Here is a 19,056-nt window from a genome sequence, read left to right on the forward strand (position 1 = left end):
GTGCGCCGGGTACCCCGCCGACCTGCCGGAACACGCCGCCCCCGCGCCCCGGGCGACGGCACCCGGCCCACCGGACCCGCCCCCACTCGACGCACCGGGCGGCGACCGCTCGACGCACCGGCCCGGCACCGCTCAACGAGCCGGAGACACCCCGCTCGACGCACCGGCCCAGCACCGCTCCACAGGCCGGAGACACCCCCGCACGACGCACCGGAGGGCCCCGCTCGACGCACCGGAGGACCGCCGTTCGTCGTGCCCGGGCGGCCGCTCGGCGCACCGTCGGGACCGTTCGCCGACGCCTGGACTGGCATGGCTTCGTTCGGGTACTTGGGGCGCCTAGGGTCCATTTGCACCTTTGTGCCCTCGGAGACAGGAGGCTGCTACTCATGAGCACGCCAACATCCACTCCGGCCGGCAACATCGCCGACCCCGGTCCGCTCGGACTCGCCGCCTTCGCGGCCACGACCTTCGTCCTGAGCACCTTCAACGCCAATCTGATCACCGACAAGAAGCTCGTCGCCGTCGTGCTCCCCCTCGCTCTCTTCTACGGAGGACTGGCCCAACTCCTGGCCGGCATGTGGGAGTTCCGCAAGGGCAACACCTTCGGCGCGACCGCGTTCTGCTCGTACGGTGCCTTCTGGCTGTCGTACGCCGCCTTCGCCAAGTTCGTGGCCCCGGGCCTGCCCGCCGCCACCGCGCATCAGGCGAGCGGCCTGTTCCTGCTGGTGTGGTCGATCTTCACGGTCTACATGACGGTCGCCGCGCTCCGTACGACCGGAGCGATCCTGGCGGTCTTCGTGACCCTGTCGGCGACCTTCATCGTGCTGTGCGTCGCCGACTTCGCCCAGTCGGAGACCACCGTCAAGGCGGGCGGCTGGCTCGGTCTGGTGACGGCCGTGTGCGCCTGGTACGCGTCCTTCGCCGGTGTCACCAACTCCACCTCGGAACGTCCGGTCGTACCGGTCTTCCCGAACGTCGCCACGCGCCTGCACCTGCACCGGGGCGGACCGGTGGCCGGGGCACGGGCATGACCGAGAGCGGCGGCGAGACACTCTCGAACCTGCTGCGGGAGGAACGGCGGTTCCCGCCGCCCCCGGAGCTGGCCGCCACGGCGAACGCCACCGCGGCGGACTACGAGCGGGCCGACGCCGACAGCCAGTCCTTCTGGGCCGCCCAGGCGGCCCGGCTGGACTGGGCGCGGCCCTGGGACCAGGTGCTCGACTGGAGCCGGGCACCCTTCGCCCGCTGGTTCACGGGCGGGCGCCTGAACGCGGCCCACAACTGCCTGGACCGGCATGTGGCCGCGGGCAACGGCGACCGGGTCGCCTTCCACTGGGAGGGCGAGCCGGGAGACACCCGCACCCTCACCTACGGCGATCTGAAGGACGAGGTCTGCCGGGCGGCCAACGCCCTGGTGTCGCTCGGCGTCCACACCGGCGACCGGGTGGCCATCTACATGCCGATGATCCCGGAGACGGTGGTGGCGATGCTGGCGTGCGCCCGCATCGGCGCCCCGCACACCGTGGTCTTCGGCGGCTTCTCGGCGGAGGCGCTGCGCGGCCGGATCCTGGACTGCGACGCCCATGTGGTGATCACCGCGGACGGCGGCTACCGCAGGGGCAGCCCCTCGGCGCTGAAACCGGCCGTCGACGAGGCGCTGCGCGAGTGCCCGGACGTGCGCAGTGTGCTGGTGGTGCGGCGCACCGGGCAGGAGGTCGACTGGACCGACGGCCGGGACGTGTGGTGGCACGACCTGGTGGCCGGACAGCCGGCCGAGCACGAGGCCGAGGCGTTCGACAGCGAACACCCGCTGTACATCATGTACACCTCCGGTACGACGGCCCGCCCGAAGGGCATCCTGCACACCACCGGCGGCTATCTGACGCAGGTGGCGTGGTCGCACTGGGCGGTGTTCGACGTCAAGCCGGAGCGGGACGTCTTCTGGACGGCCGCGGACATCGGCTGGGTCACCGGCCACTCGTACATCGTCTACGGGCCGCTCGCCAACGGCGTCACCTCAGTGATGTACGAGGGGACGCCCGACACCCCGCACAAGGGGCGCTGGTGGGAGATCGTCGAGAAGTACCGGGTGTCGATCCTGTACTGCGCGCCGACCGCGATCCGCACCTTCATGAAGTGGGGCGGGGAACACCCCGAGCGCTTCGACCTGTCCTCGCTGCGGCTGCTGGGCTCGGTCGGTGAGCCCATCAACCCGGAGGCGTGGATCTGGTACCGGCACCACATCGGTTCGGACCGGTGCCCCGTGGTGGACACCTGGTGGCAGACCGAGACGGGGGCCCAGATGATCAGCCCGCTGCCCGGGGTGAGCACCTGCAAGCCGGGCTCGGCGCTGCGTCCGCTGCCGGGCGTCCGGGCCGACGTCGTCGACGACACCGGCAAGCCGGTGCCCGACGGCTCCGGCGGCTATCTGGTGCTGACCGAGCCGTGGCCGGCGATGCTGCGCACCATCTGGGGCGACGAGCAGCGCTACCGCGACACGTACTGGTCGCGCTTCCCCGGCATGTACTTCGCCGGGGACGGCGCGAAGAAGGACGAGGACGGCGACATCTGGCTGCTGGGGCGGGTCGACGACGTCATGAACGTCTCCGGCCACCGCATCTCCACCACAGAGGTTGAATCGGCCCTGGTCTCGCATCCGATGGTCGCCGAGGCGGCCGTGGTGGGCGCCACCGACCCGACGACCGGGCAGGGCGTGGTGGCCTTCGTCATTCTGCGAGGCGAGGCCGGCACGCCCCAGGCGGAGGATGTGTCCGCCGAGTTGCGTGCCCACGTCGCCAAGGAGATCGGGCCGATCGCCCGGCCGCGGCAGATCCTGGTCGTCGCCGAGCTGCCCAAGACCCGCTCCGGGAAGATCATGCGGCGGCTGCTGCGGGACGTCGCCGAGAACCGTCGGCTCGGTGACGTGACCACGTTGACCGACTCGACGGTCATGGACGAGATCCGCGACCGGCTGCCCGGTGCGGGAGGCACGGGAGACGAGGAGGCGTAGGAGAGCGAGCTCGCGGGACCGTGGAACCGGCACGGCCCCGCCGCTCACACGCCCGGATACCGCAGCACAGCCGGCAGCCGCCGCTCACACGCCCAGGTACCGCAGCACGGCCAGCACGCGCCGGTTGGCGTCCTGCGACACCGGCAGCCCCAACTTGCCGAAGATCGCGGCGACATGTTTCTCCACCGTGCCCGCCGACACCTCCAGGTGGCGGCCGATCGCGGCGTTCGAGCGGCCCTGCGCCATCAGTTCCAGCACTTCGCGTTCGCGTGCCGTGAGCGTCCCGATGCCGTCGACGCGCCGCGCCGCACCGGCGAGTTGGGTGACCACCTCGGGATCGAGGGCGGTCCCGCCGGCCGCGACCCGGGCCAACGCGTCGGTGAACTCCGCGACGTGGGCCACCCGGTCCTTGAGCAGATAGCCGACGCCCGCGGAACCGGCCGCGAGCAGCCGGGTGGCGTACCGGGTCTCGATGTACTGCGAGAACAGCAACACCGCGGTCCCCGGCCGCCGTTGCCTTATGTCGATCGCGGCCCGCAGGCCCTCGTCGGTGTGGGTCGGCGGCATCCTGATGTCCACCACGCTGACATCGGGCCGGTGTCGGTCCACGGCCGCCCGCAGCGCGTCGGCGTCGCCGACGGTCGCGCACACCTCGTGGCCGCGGTCGGTGAGCATCAGGGCCAGCAGTTCCCGCAGCACGGCTGCGTCCTCCGCGATCACGACGCGCATGCCCGGCATGATCCCGTAATTCGCTTGACCCCGCCACGGGGTGACACCGCATGGTGGCGGGACACCACACGGCGTGGTGCCGGTCCGTCCGAGGAGGCAGCGGCAGCAATGGAGATCCGTCCCACCACCGACGAGGACCTCGACGTCTTCGTCGACACGCTCCACGCCGCGTTCGGGCTGTTCCCCGAGACCCCGGCCGAAGGGGGCGGCGGGGTCTGGTGGTCGGCGCTGGAGATGGACCGCGGCCTGCTCGCCCGCACGGCGGACGGCAGGGCCGTGGGCACCGCCGCGTCGTACTCCTTCGAGCTCACCCTGCCCGGCAAGAACGTCGTCCCGGCCCCCGGTGTGACCGCCGTCGGCGTCCTGCCCTCGCACCGGCGCCAGGGTGTGCTCAGCGCGATGATGCGGCACCAGCTCACCGACCTGCGGAAACGCGGCGACTTCCTCTCGGTGCTGCTGGCCTCCGAGGCCCTGATCTACCGCAGGTTCGGCTACGGACCGGCGACCTACACGCAGCGGCTGACGGTGCCGCGCCACCGGGCGGCCCTCGCCCAGCCCCGGGCGGGCGGAGCGGCCGGCGCCCCGGCGACCGGCTCGGTCGAGGTGCTGCGGCGCGCCGAGTGCGGCGAGATCCTTGAGGAGGTCTACGACCGCTACCGCCGCTCCCAGCCCGGCGCGCTCTCCCGGCCGCACCGCTGGTGGGCCCTGCGCGCGGGACAGCCCCCGATCGCGCCCAAGCCGCGCTACATCGCCGTGCACCGGGACGCGGACGGCGTCCCGGACGGCTATGCCGGCTACTCGGTCGACTCGGGCACCCTGACGGTCGACGAGACCATATCCGCCGACGACGCCGCCTTCACGGCCCTGGCCCGGTTCGTCCTCGGACACGACCTGGTCACTCAGGTGGTCTTCAAGCACGTGCCGCCCGGGCACCCGCTGCGCTGGCAGCTCGCGGACTTCCGGGCCGGCCAGGAGAGCGACCACACCGACTGGCTCTGGGTACGGCTGCTCGACGTCCCGCGGGCGCTCACCGCGCGCGGGTGGTTCACGGACGGCGAGCTCGTCCTCGACGTCGACGACCCCTTCCTGGGCGAGCGGAACCGCTATCTGCTGTCCGTCCGGGACGGCAAGGCCGACTGCGTACCCACGGACCGGGCGCCCGACCTGTCCCTGGACATCGGCGACCTGGGCTCGGTCTACCTCGGCGGCACCGCACCGAGCACGCTCGTGCGGGCCGGACACGTCCGGGCCCACCGCCCGGGGGCGGCCGCCCTCGCCGACGCGTTCTTCGCGGCCGAGCGCACCCCGCACTGCCTGCACTGGTTCTGAGCCGCGGTCACAGCCGGAACGCCCTGGTCACCTCCTGGGTGAGGGCGTCCTCCGTCATGGTGGTGTCGACCGTGACGGCGCGCAGTCCCAGGCGCTCGGTCTCCGCCCACAGCTGTTCGGTGAAAAGGCCGTCGCGTTCGGCGAGGTTGCGGCCGGCCCGCTCCGGATCGCTGGTCCGCCACAGGAACCCTTCGCCGCGCGCCGAGCGGCTCCGGAAGGCGGCCCGTCGGAAGTCGGGGGTGGGCAGGAGCCAGACCGCGTGTTCGGGAGCGGCGAGGAGCGGCCGCACGAGGTGCGGCAGCAGCCGGAAGCCCTCGACGACGACGCAGGGGTGCGGCGGCAGCCGCAGCAGGTCCTCGACGATCAGCCCGAAGCCCTCGCCGCGGAACCAGTGGAAGGTCTCCAGCATGACGTGCGGAGGCCGGTTCACCCATCGCTCGTCCATGTCCATGGCCAGGAACGCGTGCAGGAAGGGGGCTTCGTCGGGGGTGGTCCGGGCGGCGTGGTCCGGCATCACGTCGTCGGTCGCGCAGAGCCGCCAGCCGTGGCGGTCGGCGAGCCGGCGGGCGACCGTCGACTTGCCCGCGCCGCTCCCGCCGCCGATCCAGTAGACGTGCCGCAGTCGTGCGGCGAGGCCGGTCATGGGGCGCCGGCGAGCTGTCGGCGCACCCAGTCCGGATCGGGGTTGGTGTGCGCCCGGCCCGCGACGACGACGGTCGGCACGGTCTCGTCGCCGCCGTTGGCGGCCCGCACCACCGCCGCGCCGGCGGGGTCGCGCCGGATGTCGACCCAGTGCAGCCGCCGGGCCCGACGGCCGAGCCGGAGCCGCAGGCGCACACAGTACGTGCAGCCCGGCCGCCAGTAGACGACGGGCCGGCCGTCCGCGGCGCTGCGGCGCTGCGCCTCCTGCGCCTTGACCGACTTGGGGAAGATCAGGGGCGAGTTGACGGCCGCCGGCACCAGGAACACCAGCAGCACCACCGTGGCCTGGGCGGGACTGCCGTCGTGGGCAAGCTCCGCTGCCAGGGCCGCACCGCACAGCACGAGCAGCAGGGGCGGCAGCCAAACGCGCGTCATGGTCACGCAGGCTACTCACGCACGCAGCGGCAGCACCACCGTCACCGTCGTGGGCCCACCCGCCGGACTGCTGATCTCCAGCGTGCCGTCGACCGTGCGGACGCGCTGCGCCAGCCCCGTCAGACCACTGCCGGTCCCCGCCCGTGCTCCGCCGCGCCCGTCGTCGCCGACGCACAGCCGCAGGGCGCCGTGCTGCCCGGTGACTCGCAGCACGGCGCGGCGGGCGCCGCTGTGCCGGATGACGTTGGTGAGCAGTTCGGCGGCGCAGAAGTAGGCGATCGTCTCGATGGCGGGGGTGGGCCGTTCGGGCACGTCGACGGCCAGCTCGACGGGGAGGGCGCTGCGTGCCGCGAGCGTGGCCAGGGCGTCGGGCAGACCCTCGTCGAGGGCGGGTGGATGGAGGCCGCGGGCCAGGTCGCGCAGCTCGGTCAGGGCCTCGGTGGCGTTGCGATGCGCCAGCTCCACCAGCTGCCGCACCCGGCCGGGGTCGGCCACCGGATCGCCGTCGGCGCCCAGCCGTTCCCTGGCCATGTCCAGGCTCAGGGCCAGCGCGACGAGTCTCACCTGCGCCCCGTCGTGCAGGTCGCGTTCCACGCGGCGCAGCAGGGCCGCCGAGTCGTCGACGGCGAGGGCGCGGGTCTCCTCCAAGGCCCGTACGCGCTCGGCCAGTTCGCCGGGTCCGAGCAGGGCCCGCACCAGCCACCGGTCGACGGCGACCACGCCCCGCGTGACCCAGGGCGCCGTCAGCAGGGTGACCGCGCCGACGCCTGCCGCGACGAAGGTGCCCGCGAGGGAGGTGCTGTACGGTGCTCCCCCGCCCACCGGGAGCGGGGCGATCGTCGGCAGGTCCCGCCGGCCGAAAGCGGCCCAGCGCAGGGGCGCGGAGAGGTCGATCAGACCGGTGAGCCACCAGCCGGCCGCGTACATGCCGAAGGTGGCGACGGGCAGCTTCACCAGGACGTACGCCACCGACCGCCAGCCCGCCGCGTCCCGCAGCCGGGCGTCCAGCCGCGCGACCGCCCCTCCCGTCGGCCGCGCCCGTCCGGGCGCCGGCACGCGCTCCCCCAGCAGCCCTGCGGCGAGCCGGCGGTGGACCGCGGAGAGGGCACGCGCGAGGCCGATCGCCGTGACGATCAGCAGCAGGCCGAGGACGGCACCGAGGAGGGAGACGGTGAGGCCGGCGCCGAGGGCCAGGAACACGGCCACCGGGAGGAAGCCGGCCAGGGCGAGGGGAAAGCCGGCCAGGCAGTAGGCGAGTTCGGCCCCGGCGCGGGCGGTGAGGGGGGCGCCGAGGACGTTCCGCAGGGCGGGCCCCGTCCGTGATGCGGGGTGCTCGCGGGCGGGGCCGGGCGGATGCTTCCAACCGGTCGTGGTCACGGACGCGACGCTACGGACGTACACCTTCCGACGGAACACGGCGCTCCCCCGTCGCATCCGGGGGTTTTCCCCAGGCTTCCTGCGCCGCTGTCGGCGGCCCGCGTTAGTCTGCGCGCATCGGATCACCGACGGCGCGGAAGGGGGCTCACCGCCCATGCTGATCGAACACCGCGGGCGGCGGCCGCTCGTCCCCGACTCCGCGTACGTGGCGCCCGGCGCGACCCTCTGCGGGGCGGTCGTCCTGGGTGAGGGCGCCCGGGTGCTGCACGGCGCCGTGCTGACGGCCGAGGACGGCGAGGTCCGCGTCGGCGCGCAGACGGTGGTGATGGAGCACGCCCTCGTGCGCGGACGCGCCCGGCATCCGGCCGTCGTCGGGGACGCCGTGCTGATCGGCCCGCACACCCATGTCAACGGCGCGGTCGTCGAGGACGAGGTCTTCGTCGCCACGGGCGCCTCGCTCTTCCCGGGCTCGGTGGCGGGCGCGGGTGCCGAACTGCGCATCAACAGCGTGCTGCACGTGGGCTCCCGGCTCGCGCCCGGCACCGTCGTCCCCATCGGCTGGATCGCCGCGGGCGACCCGGCACGGCTCTTCGCGCCGGAGCAGCACGAGGAACTGTGGGAGGTGCAGCGCGAGTTGGACTTCCCGGGGACGGTGTACGGGGTGCCACGAGGGACGTCGATGCGCGACATCATGACCCGTCAGAGCGCGTTCTACGGCGCCCATCTGGACGACCGGGTACTCGACGACGAGTGACGGCCTGCCAACTCCCGGAACTCCTCCGCCGATTGGCATAGACCTGACCATGATCACCGGCTAGGATCTGCCGCGCACCCCCTGAGAGCGCTCTCACCGTTCTGCTGTTCCACCCCCACCCTGCTGGAACAACGAAGGGGCACCCCCTTGAGACGCATCACATCCCTGCGCACCGGCCTGTCCGCGCTGCTCCTGCTCGGCACCTGGGCCACCGCGAGCAGCCTCCCGGCCTCCGCCGCGGACTCCCCCGCGCACTCCTCCTCCGAGGCACCCGCCTCCGCCTCCCTCCTGACCGCGATGCGGCACGACCTCGGCCTCACCGACGCGCAGGCCAGGAGCCGGCTGGCCGCCGAGAAGACCGCAACGGCCGTGGAACGCAGGGCCAAGCGGGCCGCGGGGGCCTCCTACGGCGGCTCCTGGTTCGACCCGGCCACCGGCAGACTCACCGTCGCCGTCACCCGCGGCGCGAACACCGAGGCCGTCCGCGCGACCGGCGCGACCGTGAAGGTCGTGCGGCACAGCGCACGCCGGCTCGACGCGGCGAAGGCCCGCATCGACGCCCTGTCCGCGCCCGCCGGGGTCGGCAGCTGGTACGTCGACCCGAAGGCCAACAAGGTCGTCGTGGACGTCGTCGCCGCACACCGCGATGACAACGATGTCCGGGCGTTCCTGGCCCGTGCCCGCCAGGCCGGGCCCGTCACCGTCGAGGAGACCGCCGGAGCGCCGCGCACCTTCGCCGCCGGGACCGTGGGCGGCGACCCCTACTACACGGGCAACGTCCGCTGCTCCATCGGCTTCTCGGTGTACGGCGGCTTCATCACCGCCGGACACTGCGACCAGCACGCCGGCGCGGTGTACGGCTGGGACCACTCCTACATAGGCAACTTCCAGGGCTCCTCGTTCCCGGACAACGACTACGCCTGGGTGAACGTCGGCAGCGGCTGGTGGACCGTCCCGGTCGTGCTCGGCTGGGGCACCGTCTCCGACCAGCTCGTCCGCGGCTCCGCCGAGGCCCCGGTCGGCGCCTCGATCTGCCGCTCAGGCTCCACCAGCCACTGGCACTGCGGCACCGTCCTGGCCAAGAACGAGACGGTCAACTACAGCCAGGGCGCCGTCTACCAGATGACGAAGACGAGCGTGTGCGCCGAACCCGGCGACTCCGGCGGCTCCTTCATCAGCGGTGACCAGGCGCAGGGCGTCACCTCCGGCGGCTGGGGCAACTGCAGCTCCGGCGGCGAGACCTGGTACCAGCCCGTCAACGAGATCCTCAACCGGTACGGGCTGACACTGCACACGGCCTGATCCCCGCACGCCCGCGCGGGCTCCCGGGTGGGCCGAGTGCGACTCCCGGCCCACCCCGGAGCCGCCGGGCCTCATCAGGCAGCCCGCGCCGGCGCCGTCCCCGACCCGGTGAAATTCGCGTGCCGCGGGCGAGGCGCCGCCGCTACCCTCGACGCCATGATCACGCTTTCGCCTCAGCGCCGGATGATGCCCCGCTCACGGGGCTGCTGAGCGCGTACGCGTACCGAATCCGAGGCCCCGGGACGGGGCCTCGTCGCGTTGTGCGCACCCGGCCCCGCCACCCGGTGGGAGGGCACATGAGCACCCGACGGCACTACATCACCACGACCATCCCGTACGTCAACGCACGCCCGCATCTGGGCTTCGCCCTGGAGCTGGTGCAGGCGGACACGCTGGCCCGCCACCGGCGCCTCAGGGGCGACCGGGTGCGGCTGCTGACCGGCACCGACGACAACTCCCTGAAGAACGTCCTGGCCGCCGAGGCGGAGGGCGTGGACGTGCGGACGCTGGTCGACCGCAACGCCGACGCGTTCGCCGCGCTGCGGACCCCGCTGGCGCTGTCGACCGACGACTTCCTCCGCACCAGCAGCGACCCGCGCCACCGGGTCGGCGTCGAGCGCCTGTGGCGGCGGTGCGCCGCGGCGGGCGACCTGTACCGCAAGGAGTACTCGGGCCTGTACTGCGTGGGCTGCGAGCAGTTCTTCACCGAGGACGAGCTGGTCGACGGGCGGTGTGCCGACCACGGCACGGCACCCCAACGCGTGACGGAGGAGAACTGGTTCTTCCGGCTGTCCCGCTATGCCGGCCGGCTCCAGGAGCTGATCTCCGGGGGCGCCCTGCGGGTGGAGCCGGCCGCCCGCCGCAACGAGGTCCTCGCGTTCCTCGCCGGTGGCCTGCGCGACTTCTCCGTCTCCCGCTCCCACACCCGCGCCCGCGGCTGGGGCATCCCCGTGCCCGGCGATCCGAGCCAGGTCGTCCACGTGTGGTGGGACGCCCTCGGCAACTACGTCTCCAGCCTCGGGTACGGCACCGACGACCCGGCGTACGAGCAGTGGTGGGTGACCAGCGAACGCCGAACACATCTGGTGGGCAAGGGTGTTGTGCGCTTCCACGCGGTGTACTGGCCGGCCGTGCTGCTGTCGGCCGGGCTGCCGCTGCCCACCGACGTCCTCGTCCACGGCTACCTCACCGTGGACGGCCGCAAGATCAGCAAGTCCGGCGGTGCCGAGGTCGATGCGGTGGCCCTGGTCGACGCCTTCGGCACGGACGCGGTGCGCTGGTGGCTGCTGAGGGAGGTCCCCCGTGTCGGGGACGCCGACTTCACCCGTGACCGGCTCGCCGCCCGCGCCGACGCCGACTTCGCCGGCGGCCTGGGCAACCTCGTCCACCGCGTCGTGACCATGGTCCACCGGTACCGCGGCGGCACGGTGCCCGCCCTGGGCGGTGACCGGTTCGCCGTGGAAGCGCTGCTGGAGGCGTGCGCGGCGGCGCCCGGCGGGATCGACGCCGCGCTGGCGGACCACGACTTCCGCGGGGCCGTGCAGGCCGCCTGGAACATCGTCGAGGAGGCCAACCGCTGCATCGACGCCACGCGCCCCTGGGAACTCGCCCGGGCCGAGCGGCAGGGCAACGCCGCCGCGGCCGAACGCCTCGACGCGGTCCTCACCGCCCTGGTCACGGCCTGCCGGGTGCTGGGTGAAGAGCTCCGGCCGTTCGTCCCGGGGGCGGCGGCACGGATCGCGGAACGGGTGAGCGCCGTGCACGGCGTATTGCCGCCCACGCGCCCCCTCTTCCCCCGCCTGCGGCAGAGCACGCCGTGAGCGCGGACCGCGGCCAGGGCGGCATCAGGAGCTTCGCGGCGACCCGGTCGTCCTCCATGTGGCCCAGGAGGCGACGATGCCGTCCAGGGCGAACACGCGGTCCACGTTGTGCCGATAGGTCCCGGCCTCGACCTCGCGGACGACCCGCCGCAGCACCGACGCTCCCGATGTAAGGGACCGGGCCCGCGGCGGCCCGGGGTTTCAGCGGGCGAGCCCCTTGCGCAGGCGCCGCTTCGAGGCCCGCGCCCACGCCGCCGGCAGTTGCCGCTCGCGTTCGGCGGCCGCCGCCTGCTCCTGGCCGTACAGCAGCCCCCAGGTGAAACCGGGCTCTCCGGCGGCGTGCGCGGCCACGGCCTGCTTCCGCAGGCTGTCACGGGCCACGACGCTGTCCTGGTGGTCGCCGAGGACCTTCTGGACGGCCTTCACGCGTTTGCCGAGCCGCTTGGCGGGCTTGCCGAGCGAGGCCCGTGCCGGTTCAGTGGCGTAGCGCGCCTTCTTGGCGGCCTTGCGGGCCTCGTGGAGGGCCACGTCGAGGTCCTTGCCCGGCGGCAGGTCCAGCGCGTGCGTCACGCGGGCGGCGAGGCGGTCGTACTCCTTCAGGATCGCCTTGGGCATCGCCTTGCCCGGCTCGCGGGCCGCCTTGCGGCGCAGCGGGGGCTGCTGCGTCAGCGCGGCGAGCGCGTCCAGCAGGGCGAGGTAACGCGGCGAGTTCAGGGCGTCGAGGGTGCGCCGGCGCGCCTCGGCGGTGCCCGCGACGTGCCACGCCTGCAGCCGGGCGGCCACGGGCCCGAGGACCAGCTCCGGGGGTGTGGCCTCGACGCGTCCGCGGAGGCGTTCCTCGAGGACCTCGTGGTCGCGCGCCTCGGCCAGCTCCCCGCCCAGCCACTTCAGCTCCCGGCGGATCGGATCGGTGACCGCCCGGTCCAGCACGGACCGGTACGAGCGCAGGACGCTGCGCAGTCTGCGGCAGGCGACGCGGAACTGGTGCACCGCGTCGGGCAGGTCGCGCCGCACCGCGGGATCGAGGTCCACGAGGGCGCTTACCTGCTCGTCGACGTACCGCAGGACCTCGTCGCCCGCCGAACCGGGGACGACCTTCTCGGCACGGGCGTCCGGCAGGCGCGGCGCGGCGAGTCCCGTCTCCTCCAGCGCCCGGGCCAGCTTGGACGAGTGAGGCGCCCGTTCGATGCCGCTGTTGCGCAGCGCCTTGTCCACGAGGTCCAGGACCGCGGGGTCGGCGCCCTCGGCGAGTTCGACCTCCATCTCGGTCCAGGCGGCCAGGGTGGTGGTGGCGCCGAGCGATTCGGCGTGGACGCTGTCGACGGTCAGCTCGGCCAGCTTCTCGTCGTCGCGGCCGAGGAGGTCGCGTGCGCTGCGGGTGGAGCGCACACGGACCACGGGGGCCAGCGGCGCCCCGCGGGTCCGGGAGAGGGCCAGGGCGCGCAGGTCGTCCGGGATCGTCGGGGACACCGGGGCCTGGACCTCCTCCCGGCTGTCTCCGGGCAGGGGCAGTTTCAGGTGCCAGCCGGCGTCGTGGCCGCCCGTCCGGCGCCGCAGCGTGGCGGACGCGCCGGCCAGGCGCAGGTCCTCGGTGTCGTGGTACACGGCGTCCAGGTCCTCGGACCCCCGCTCCACGACCGACACGACGCCGTCCACGCCGGTGAGCTCGCGGAGCCAGGCGGTGTCGTCGGCCGGCGGTGCGGCGTACTTTCGCTCGGTCTCACGCTTCGACTGGGTCATACATGTCGCGTGGCCCTATCGTGGCCGCTCAAACACCCTTCGGCCCTCTCGCGCGAGGTCGACCGTGCCGCTCGGGCGGGGAACGGGCCGGCGGACGGCGCGTTCAGCGGGGTGTCCTGGCGAAGACGTACGGCGCGGCGACGAACGTGCTGTGGTGGTCCGCCGCGCGCAGGGCGGCGGTGAGGCGCTCGCGCGGCTTGAGGCCGAGTCCGGCCGTGGCGTGCAGGGCGCCCAGCGCCAGGTCGTCGCCGCAGCCCACGGCGGCGTAGCCGTCGGCGCGCTCGCCGACCTGGTAGTCGTCGTGGATCTCGAAGAGCCGGCCGTGGACGCCGACGAGGAAGGAGCCCGCCTGTTCCTGCTCGGAGTCCTTGCGGGCCCATCCGCCGTCCTTGAGGCAGGTGCGGACGGCGTCGACGAAGGTCGTGACCATGAAACGGTCGAGGTCGCCTTCGGGGTGCGGGGCCTTGAAGGCGTGGTGCAGGAGCTGGCCCATGCGGAACGAGGTGGTGAAGCCGAGGACGTAGGGGCCGTTGGCGAAGACCTTCGGGTCGCGGCGGATGGTGAGCTGCGACCCGCTGCTGCCCGCGGAGTCGCCCGCGAGGTGGACGCGCCGACGATGGACCAGGCCTACGATGACGGTCAAGTCACCACCTCCACAGACGTGTTGGGGCTTTGTGGTGCTCCATGGTCCGGTTCTGCCCGCCGGCCGGACGGATCTACCGCTTCCGCGCTCTTCAAGGAAGCGAGCGCCGCCCTTCCCGGATGCGAACCCGCCCTTGTCCGCGCCGCCGGACCTCACCTAGCCTGAGTTTGTGCCGCAAATAAACAAAGCCCGTTCGCACAGCGCCGTGCCGGGCCCCCGAAGCGACCTCGTCCGGCTCCGTGTCGTCCTCACGGTCTTCTTCGCCCTCGACGGCTTCGTCTTCGCCGGCTGGGTCGTCCGCATCCCCGCGATCAAACAGCAGACCGGTGCCTCCGCCAGCTCCCTCGGCCTGGCCCTCCTCGGCGTCTCCGCCGGCGCGGTCGTCACGATGATGCTCACCGGCCGCCTCTGCCGACGCTTCGGCAGCCACCCGGTGACCGTGGTCTGCGGCGTCCTGCTCTCCCTGAGCGTCGCGCTGCCCCCGCACACCCACTCGGCACTCGCCCTGGGTCTCGTCCTGCTCCTCTTCGGCGCCGCCTACGGCGGCATCAACGTCGCCTTCAACAGCGCGGCCGTCGACCTCGTCACCACCCTGCGCCGGCCGATCATGCCCAGCTTCCACGCCGCGTTCAGCCTGGGCGGCATGTTCGGCGCCGGGCTCGGCGGGCTGGTCGCCGGGCACCTCTCCCCGTCATGGCATCTCTTCGGCCTGACCCTCCTCGGGCTGCTGGTGACCGCCGTCGCCGGACGCGCCCTGCTGCGCATCGAGCCGCCGCGCCCTGCTGACCGGCCGGACGGCGCCCCGCACGACGCCACCCGCCCACCGGACGCACGGACCCGCGGCCTCGTCGTCGTCTTCGGTCTCATCGCCCTGTGCACGGCGTACGGCGAGGGGGCCATGGCCGACTGGGGCGCCCTGCACCTCGAACAGGACCTCGGCAGCTCCGCCGGGGCCGCGGCCCTCGGCTACTCCTGCTTCGCGCTGGCCATGACGGCCGGGCGGCTGACCGGCACGACCCTGCTCGAACGGCTCGGCCGCACCCGTACCGTCGTCGTCGGGGGCGCCACCGCCGCGGCCGGCATGCTGACCGGCGCCCTGGCGCCCTCCCTGTGGGCGGCCCTGATCGGTTTCGCCGTCACCGGGCTGGGCCTCGCCAACCTCTTCCCCGTCGCCGTCGAACGCGCGGGAACGCTCGCGGGCCCCAGCGGGGTGGCGATCGCCTCCACCCTCGGCTACGGCGGCATGCTGCTCGGCCCGCCGGCCATCGGTTTCATGGCGGACTGGTTCTCGCTTCCCGCCGCGCTGACCAGCGTCGCGGCGCTGGCCGCGGTCGCCGCGCTCATCGGTCTCGCGACACGGCGCGCGACGACGCGCTGAGCCGGCCCGGCCGCACCGGGTGCGCTCAGCGGTCCCGCAGCCGTACGAGGTGGTACAGCACCGGCATCGCGGTGGTGTGGTTCTCGCGGAGCGTGGGCCGCAGGAAGCGGTAGAAACTCGGCTTGCCGAACTGCCGCAGCGCGGCGGCGGGCAGGCTGAGGTCCCAGCGGGCGTGGCCGACGTGGGTGTAGGGCGAGGCGCCGGGGTCGAGGGGTTCGAGCAGCAGCGCGTTGTCCAGGCCGGTCTCGGCGGCGTACCAGCCGGTGAGGTGCTCCCAGAGCTCGGCGACGCGGCGCGGGTCCTCACCGGCGAGGTAGTGGAAGAGGAACAGTCCCTGCCGGGTGCGGTCGACGTCGGCCACGCACTTGCCGCAGCGGGCGGTGAGCACCCGCACCTCCCGGCCATGGTGTTCGAGGCGCCGGCGCAGGTCCCGGAAGGCGACGGCGCGCTGCACGGCGGGGATGTCCTGCGGCGTTCTGGTCTCCACCAGGACGGCCACGTCGTGCGGGGCGCGGGGCGGGCCCTCCGGCGGGATCCAGCCGATCGGCGGCGCCGCGGCGGCCGCCCGGTACACGCTGGCCCGCTTGACCTCGGCCAGGCTGGCCAGGTCCTCGGTTTCGGCGCGCAGCATGTCGAGCAGGAGCATCCGGTCCCGGTTGTGGCCCGGCCTGCCGAGGCCGGGCGCCGGCGGCCGGAGCGTCGCGGCGAGATGGACGTAGCCCGACGGCGGCGGCTCGACGAGCGGGGCCGGACGGAACTTCGGGCGGGGATGGACGAGGGTGACGCTCATGGGATCTCCCGCGGGGCGGTGTCTTCCCTGGCGTCGTAGCACCTACCCGACGGCCGCCGCCTCACGCCCTCACCCCCAGGGTTCTCGTGCTGCCCGTAACGTCCGCCTCCGCAGTGGCCTGGAACAGCCCGGCGTCCACGACCGGGTCTCGGGCCGCTTCGTGGCGGAGGTGGCCGAGGACGAGGCGCACGACCCGCAGTCGTACTCCGAAGTCCCGCAGCCGGCCCCTGGGACAACTGCCGGGATGCGGAGACGTAGTTCGCGAACTCGCTTTTCAGACGCCGCAGTTGATCGTGCCCGGCACGGGCGATCATGGCCGGTTCACCGTCCCTGGCGGGGGCTCGTCCCACCGTGATCCGCCAGGGGCGGCGGGTGTCGTGCGCCGCGCCAACGTGCCGTCGGACGGCCGCCCTTGCGCGCCCCGGGTCGGTCGAAAATGCCTGCGCTCCGCGACCCCGGCCGACGTACTCTGACCTCCGCTGTCTGCCGAGGGAGAACACATGGGGATCCGTAGCCTGACCCGTGCCGAAGCCGAGCGACGGGCCGCGCTGCTCACGGTCGAGCGGTACGACGTGGAGATCGATCTCACCGCTCTGCCCACCGGGCCGGAGATCCGCTGCGTCTCCACCGTCACCTTCACCTGCCACGAACCCGGCGCCGACACCTTCGTCGACTGCGCGGCCCAGGTGGAGAACGCCACGCTGAACAGCACCGTCCTCACCCCCGGCGACGACGGCCGCATCCCGCTGCCCGCCCTGGCCGGGCACAACGTGCTGCGCGTGGAGAGCGTCCAGTCCGACACGGCCGCCGGCCCCGGTGTGCACCGGGCCGTCGACCCCGCGGACGGCGAGGTCTACGTGTGGATGAGCTTCGAGCCGGACGAGGCCCGGTTCGTGTGGGCCTGCTTCGACCAGCCCGACCTCAAGGCGCCGCACGCCTTCACCGTCACGGCACCGGCCGCCTGGACCGTCACCAGCAACTCCGGTGACGCCCGCGTCGAGGACCTGGGCGCGTCCCGGCGCTGGACCTACCCGGACACCCCGCCGCTGTCGGTGTACAACACCGTCGTCAACGCGGGCCCCTTCCACGAGATCCGCCGCGAAGCCGACGGCCACGACCTGGGCCTGTACGCCCGCCGCTCGCTCGCCGAGGTCCTCGACCGCGACGCCGACGAGATCTTCACCCTCACCCGCCAGGGCCTCGCCTTCTACGGTGCGGCCTTCGCCATGCCGTTCCCGCAGCGCCGCTACGACCAGGTGTTCATGCCGGAATACGGCGGCGCGATGGAGAACTACGGCTGCGTCACCTGGTCGGACGCCTTCCTGAGGCGGTCCGAACCGACGCCCGCCGAGCGGGAGTTGCTCGCTCTGGTGCTGCTGCACGAGATGGCCCACATGTGGTTCGGCAACATCGTCACCATGCGCTGGTGGGACGACCTGTGGCTGAACGAGGCGTTCGCGGAGTTCGCCTGTCACTGGGCCGCCGAGGGCGCCACCCGCTACACGGACGCGTGGGCGAGCCATCTGGCGGGCAACAAGCTCAGGGCGTACCTGGCCGACCAGGGTCCCGCCTCGCACCCGATCCACCAGCCCATCCACGACGTCGCCCAGGCCGCGTCCATCTTCGACAGCATCACCTACCCCAAGGGCGCCGCCGTCCTGCACCAGCTCATGACGTACGTCGGCGAGGACCGCTTCCGGGCGGGCATGGCCGCCTACTTCGCCCGCCACGCATGGGGCAACACCTCGCTGCAGGACCTCGTCGACGCCCTCGCCGAGGCCGGTGGGCGCGACCTGGACGCCTGGCGCGCCGCCTGGCTGGAGCGGGCGGGCACCGACCGGTTCTCCCTGGAGCGGGAGGGCGAGAGCGTGACGCTGGTGGCCGCCGGCACCCCGCGTCCGCAGGTGCTGGCGGTCGGCGCGTACCGCGGGAAGGGCGGCGCCGGCGAGGCGCTGGAGCGCGCCGCGCTGGTCCGCGTCGAGGTGACCGGGTCCCGCACCCCGGTGACCGGCCTGCCACCGGCCGCGGACGTCCTGCTCGTCAACGACGACGACCTCACCTTCGCCACCACCCGCCCCGACCCCGCGACGAGGGACGCCTTCTTCGACACGGCGGCGCGACTGCCCACGGCCGTCTCCCGGGGCGTGGCCGTGGCCGCGGTGTGGGACATGCTGATCACCGGCGAGGCCACGGCGGCGGAGGCCGGGCGGTGCGTCACCGCGGTCCTGTCGGCCGAGACGTCCGACGCGGTGATCGAGCCGTATCTGGACCTCGCGGCGAACATCGCCGAACTGTGGGCGCCGCCCGCCGAACGCGCCCGGCTGACGGCGGCCGTGGCAGCGGCCTGCCGGGACCTCGCCGCGGACCCCGGCCGCCGGCAGGTGGCGCTGCGCGGTCTGGCCCGCACCGCGACGGGCCCGGAGGACCTGGAGTGGCTGCGCGCACAGGCCGGGGACGACGTGGACCTGCGCTGGCGCGCGCTGGTCCGCGAGGCGGAGCTGGGCGGGGACGTCGCCGCCGAGACCGCGCTGCTGATCGAACGCGACCCGGACCCCGACGCCGGGGTCCGCGCCCTGGCGGTACGCGCGGCCCAGCCGGACGCGGCCGCGAAGGCCGAGGTCTGGCAGCGGCTGGCCGTGGACCGCGAGGTCCCCGTCTCCGCGGTCGGCCAGATCGCGGGCGCCTTCTGGCGCCCGGGGCAGGACGACCTGCTGGCCCCCTACACCCGGCTCTACCTGGAGTCGATCCCCCGGCTGCACGTCGGCGGGATGATCCCGGCGATGGGCTACACCCGCTACCTGCTCTCGCCGTACGCCGTGGATGCCGACTACCTGGACCAGGCCCGTCAGGCCTCCGCCGAGGCGCCCCCGGTCGTCCGCACGACCGTGCTGGAACGCTCGGACGCCATCGCCCGCATGCTGCGCACCCGCGCCGGGACCGCCTGAGAAACCACGGCACCCGTCGCCCCACCACGAGGGCGGCTCCTGCGGCCCCCGGCTCGACGCCCGCCGCGTACCACCCGGCCGCGTCCGCCCGGCCGACCGGCGGGGGTTCGATCGCCCCCGCCGGTCCAGTCCCCGCCGCACCACCGGCGCCTGGACGCCGAG

General features: G+C 73.7%; 16 protein-coding genes. 8 read left to right on the forward strand and 8 right to left on the reverse strand.

Going from position 1 to position 19,056, the window contains the following annotated elements; all coding sequences use genetic code 11:
* Positions 1-386 precede the first annotated feature (386 nt).
* Entirely contained in the window at positions 387-1,031 is a 645-nt protein-coding gene (locus M8J74_RS28980; protein ID WP_249839278.1) for an acetate uptake transporter, read from the forward strand.
* A complete protein-coding gene (gene acs / locus M8J74_RS28985) occupies positions 1,028-3,010 on the forward strand; it encodes an acetate--CoA ligase (RefSeq protein WP_249839279.1) in 1,983 nt (660 codons plus the stop codon). Before M8J74_RS28980 ends, acs begins: the two co-directional genes overlap by 4 nt.
* A gap of 84 nt (positions 3,011-3,094) precedes the next feature.
* Here acs and M8J74_RS28990 read toward each other — a convergent pair whose 3' ends face one another.
* A complete protein-coding gene (locus M8J74_RS28990; protein WP_249839280.1) occupies positions 3,095-3,739 on the reverse strand; it encodes a response regulator transcription factor in 645 nt (214 codons plus the stop codon).
* A 108-nt stretch (positions 3,740-3,847) separates the two neighbouring features.
* Between M8J74_RS28990 and M8J74_RS28995 the strand changes: the two genes are divergently transcribed.
* Complete coding sequence (locus M8J74_RS28995) at positions 3,848-5,068, forward strand: GNAT family N-acetyltransferase (RefSeq protein ID WP_249839281.1); 1,221 nt, start codon at positions 3,848-3,850, stop codon at positions 5,066-5,068.
* Between the two features lie 7 nt (positions 5,069-5,075).
* On the opposite strand, the gene M8J74_RS29000 is transcribed toward M8J74_RS28995, so the two are convergent.
* From M8J74_RS29000 to M8J74_RS29010, 3 genes are read right to left on the reverse strand one after another with little or no spacing between them, the layout of a single operon-like run.
* Complete coding sequence (locus tag M8J74_RS29000; protein WP_249839282.1) at positions 5,076-5,711, reverse strand: hypothetical protein; 636 nt, start codon at positions 5,709-5,711, stop codon at positions 5,076-5,078.
* On the reverse strand, positions 5,708-6,145 hold the full coding sequence (locus M8J74_RS29005) for a glutaredoxin domain-containing protein (protein WP_249839283.1): 438 nt from the start codon (positions 6,143-6,145) through the stop codon (positions 5,708-5,710). The genes M8J74_RS29000 and M8J74_RS29005 overlap by 4 nt, the downstream gene beginning before the upstream one ends.
* A gap of 15 nt (positions 6,146-6,160) precedes the next feature.
* Complete coding sequence (locus tag M8J74_RS29010; protein ID WP_249839284.1) at positions 6,161-7,522, reverse strand: sensor histidine kinase; 1,362 nt, start codon at positions 7,520-7,522, stop codon at positions 6,161-6,163.
* A 154-nt stretch (positions 7,523-7,676) separates the two neighbouring features.
* Here M8J74_RS29010 and M8J74_RS29015 point away from each other — a divergent pair, with 154 nt between their 5' ends.
* The 3 genes from M8J74_RS29015 to metG all read left to right on the forward strand — a co-directional run bounded on the left by M8J74_RS29015 (position 7,677) and on the right by metG (position 11,398).
* Entirely contained in the window at positions 7,677-8,276 is a 600-nt protein-coding gene (locus M8J74_RS29015; protein ID WP_249839285.1) for a gamma carbonic anhydrase family protein, read from the forward strand.
* Between the two features lie 147 nt (positions 8,277-8,423).
* Positions 8,424-9,578, forward strand: coding sequence for a S1 family peptidase (locus M8J74_RS29020; RefSeq protein WP_249839286.1), 1,155 nt, complete (start codon positions 8,424-8,426; stop codon positions 9,576-9,578).
* Positions 9,579-9,874: 296 nt separating this feature from the next.
* A complete protein-coding gene (gene metG, locus M8J74_RS29025; RefSeq protein WP_249839287.1) occupies positions 9,875-11,398 on the forward strand; it encodes a methionine--tRNA ligase in 1,524 nt (507 codons plus the stop codon).
* Positions 11,399-11,422: 24 nt separating this feature from the next.
* On the opposite strand, the gene M8J74_RS44605 is transcribed toward metG, so the two are convergent.
* The 3 genes from M8J74_RS44605 to M8J74_RS29035 form a co-directional block, all read right to left on the reverse strand.
* Positions 11,423-11,554 (reverse strand): hypothetical protein, encoded by a 132-nt coding sequence (locus M8J74_RS44605; protein WP_283948722.1) that lies wholly within the window; start codon positions 11,552-11,554, stop codon positions 11,423-11,425.
* Between the two features lie 45 nt (positions 11,555-11,599).
* Entirely contained in the window at positions 11,600-13,138 is a 1,539-nt protein-coding gene (locus M8J74_RS29030) for a CYTH and CHAD domain-containing protein (RefSeq protein WP_249839288.1), read from the reverse strand.
* Between the two features lie 103 nt (positions 13,139-13,241).
* A complete protein-coding gene (locus M8J74_RS29035; protein ID WP_249839289.1) occupies positions 13,242-13,781 on the reverse strand; it encodes a hypothetical protein in 540 nt (179 codons plus the stop codon).
* A gap of 205 nt (positions 13,782-13,986) precedes the next feature.
* Between M8J74_RS29035 and M8J74_RS29040 the strand changes: the two genes are divergently transcribed.
* Positions 13,987-15,159, forward strand: a complete 1,173-nt coding sequence (locus M8J74_RS29040) for an MFS transporter (RefSeq protein WP_249839290.1) — start codon at positions 13,987-13,989, stop codon at positions 15,157-15,159.
* A 25-nt stretch (positions 15,160-15,184) separates the two neighbouring features.
* On the opposite strand, the gene M8J74_RS29045 is transcribed toward M8J74_RS29040, so the two are convergent.
* Entirely contained in the window at positions 15,185-15,949 is a 765-nt protein-coding gene (locus tag M8J74_RS29045) for a hypothetical protein (RefSeq protein WP_249839291.1), read from the reverse strand.
* A gap of 500 nt (positions 15,950-16,449) precedes the next feature.
* Between M8J74_RS29045 and pepN the strand changes: the two genes are divergently transcribed.
* Positions 16,450-18,894, forward strand: a complete 2,445-nt coding sequence (gene pepN, locus M8J74_RS29050; RefSeq protein ID WP_249839292.1) for an aminopeptidase N — start codon at positions 16,450-16,452, stop codon at positions 18,892-18,894.
* Positions 18,895-19,056 lie beyond the last annotated feature (162 nt).

It is taken from the genome of Streptomyces panaciradicis (genome assembly GCF_023516615.1).
Taxonomy (GTDB): domain Bacteria; phylum Actinomycetota; class Actinomycetes; order Streptomycetales; family Streptomycetaceae; genus Streptomyces; species Streptomyces panaciradicis.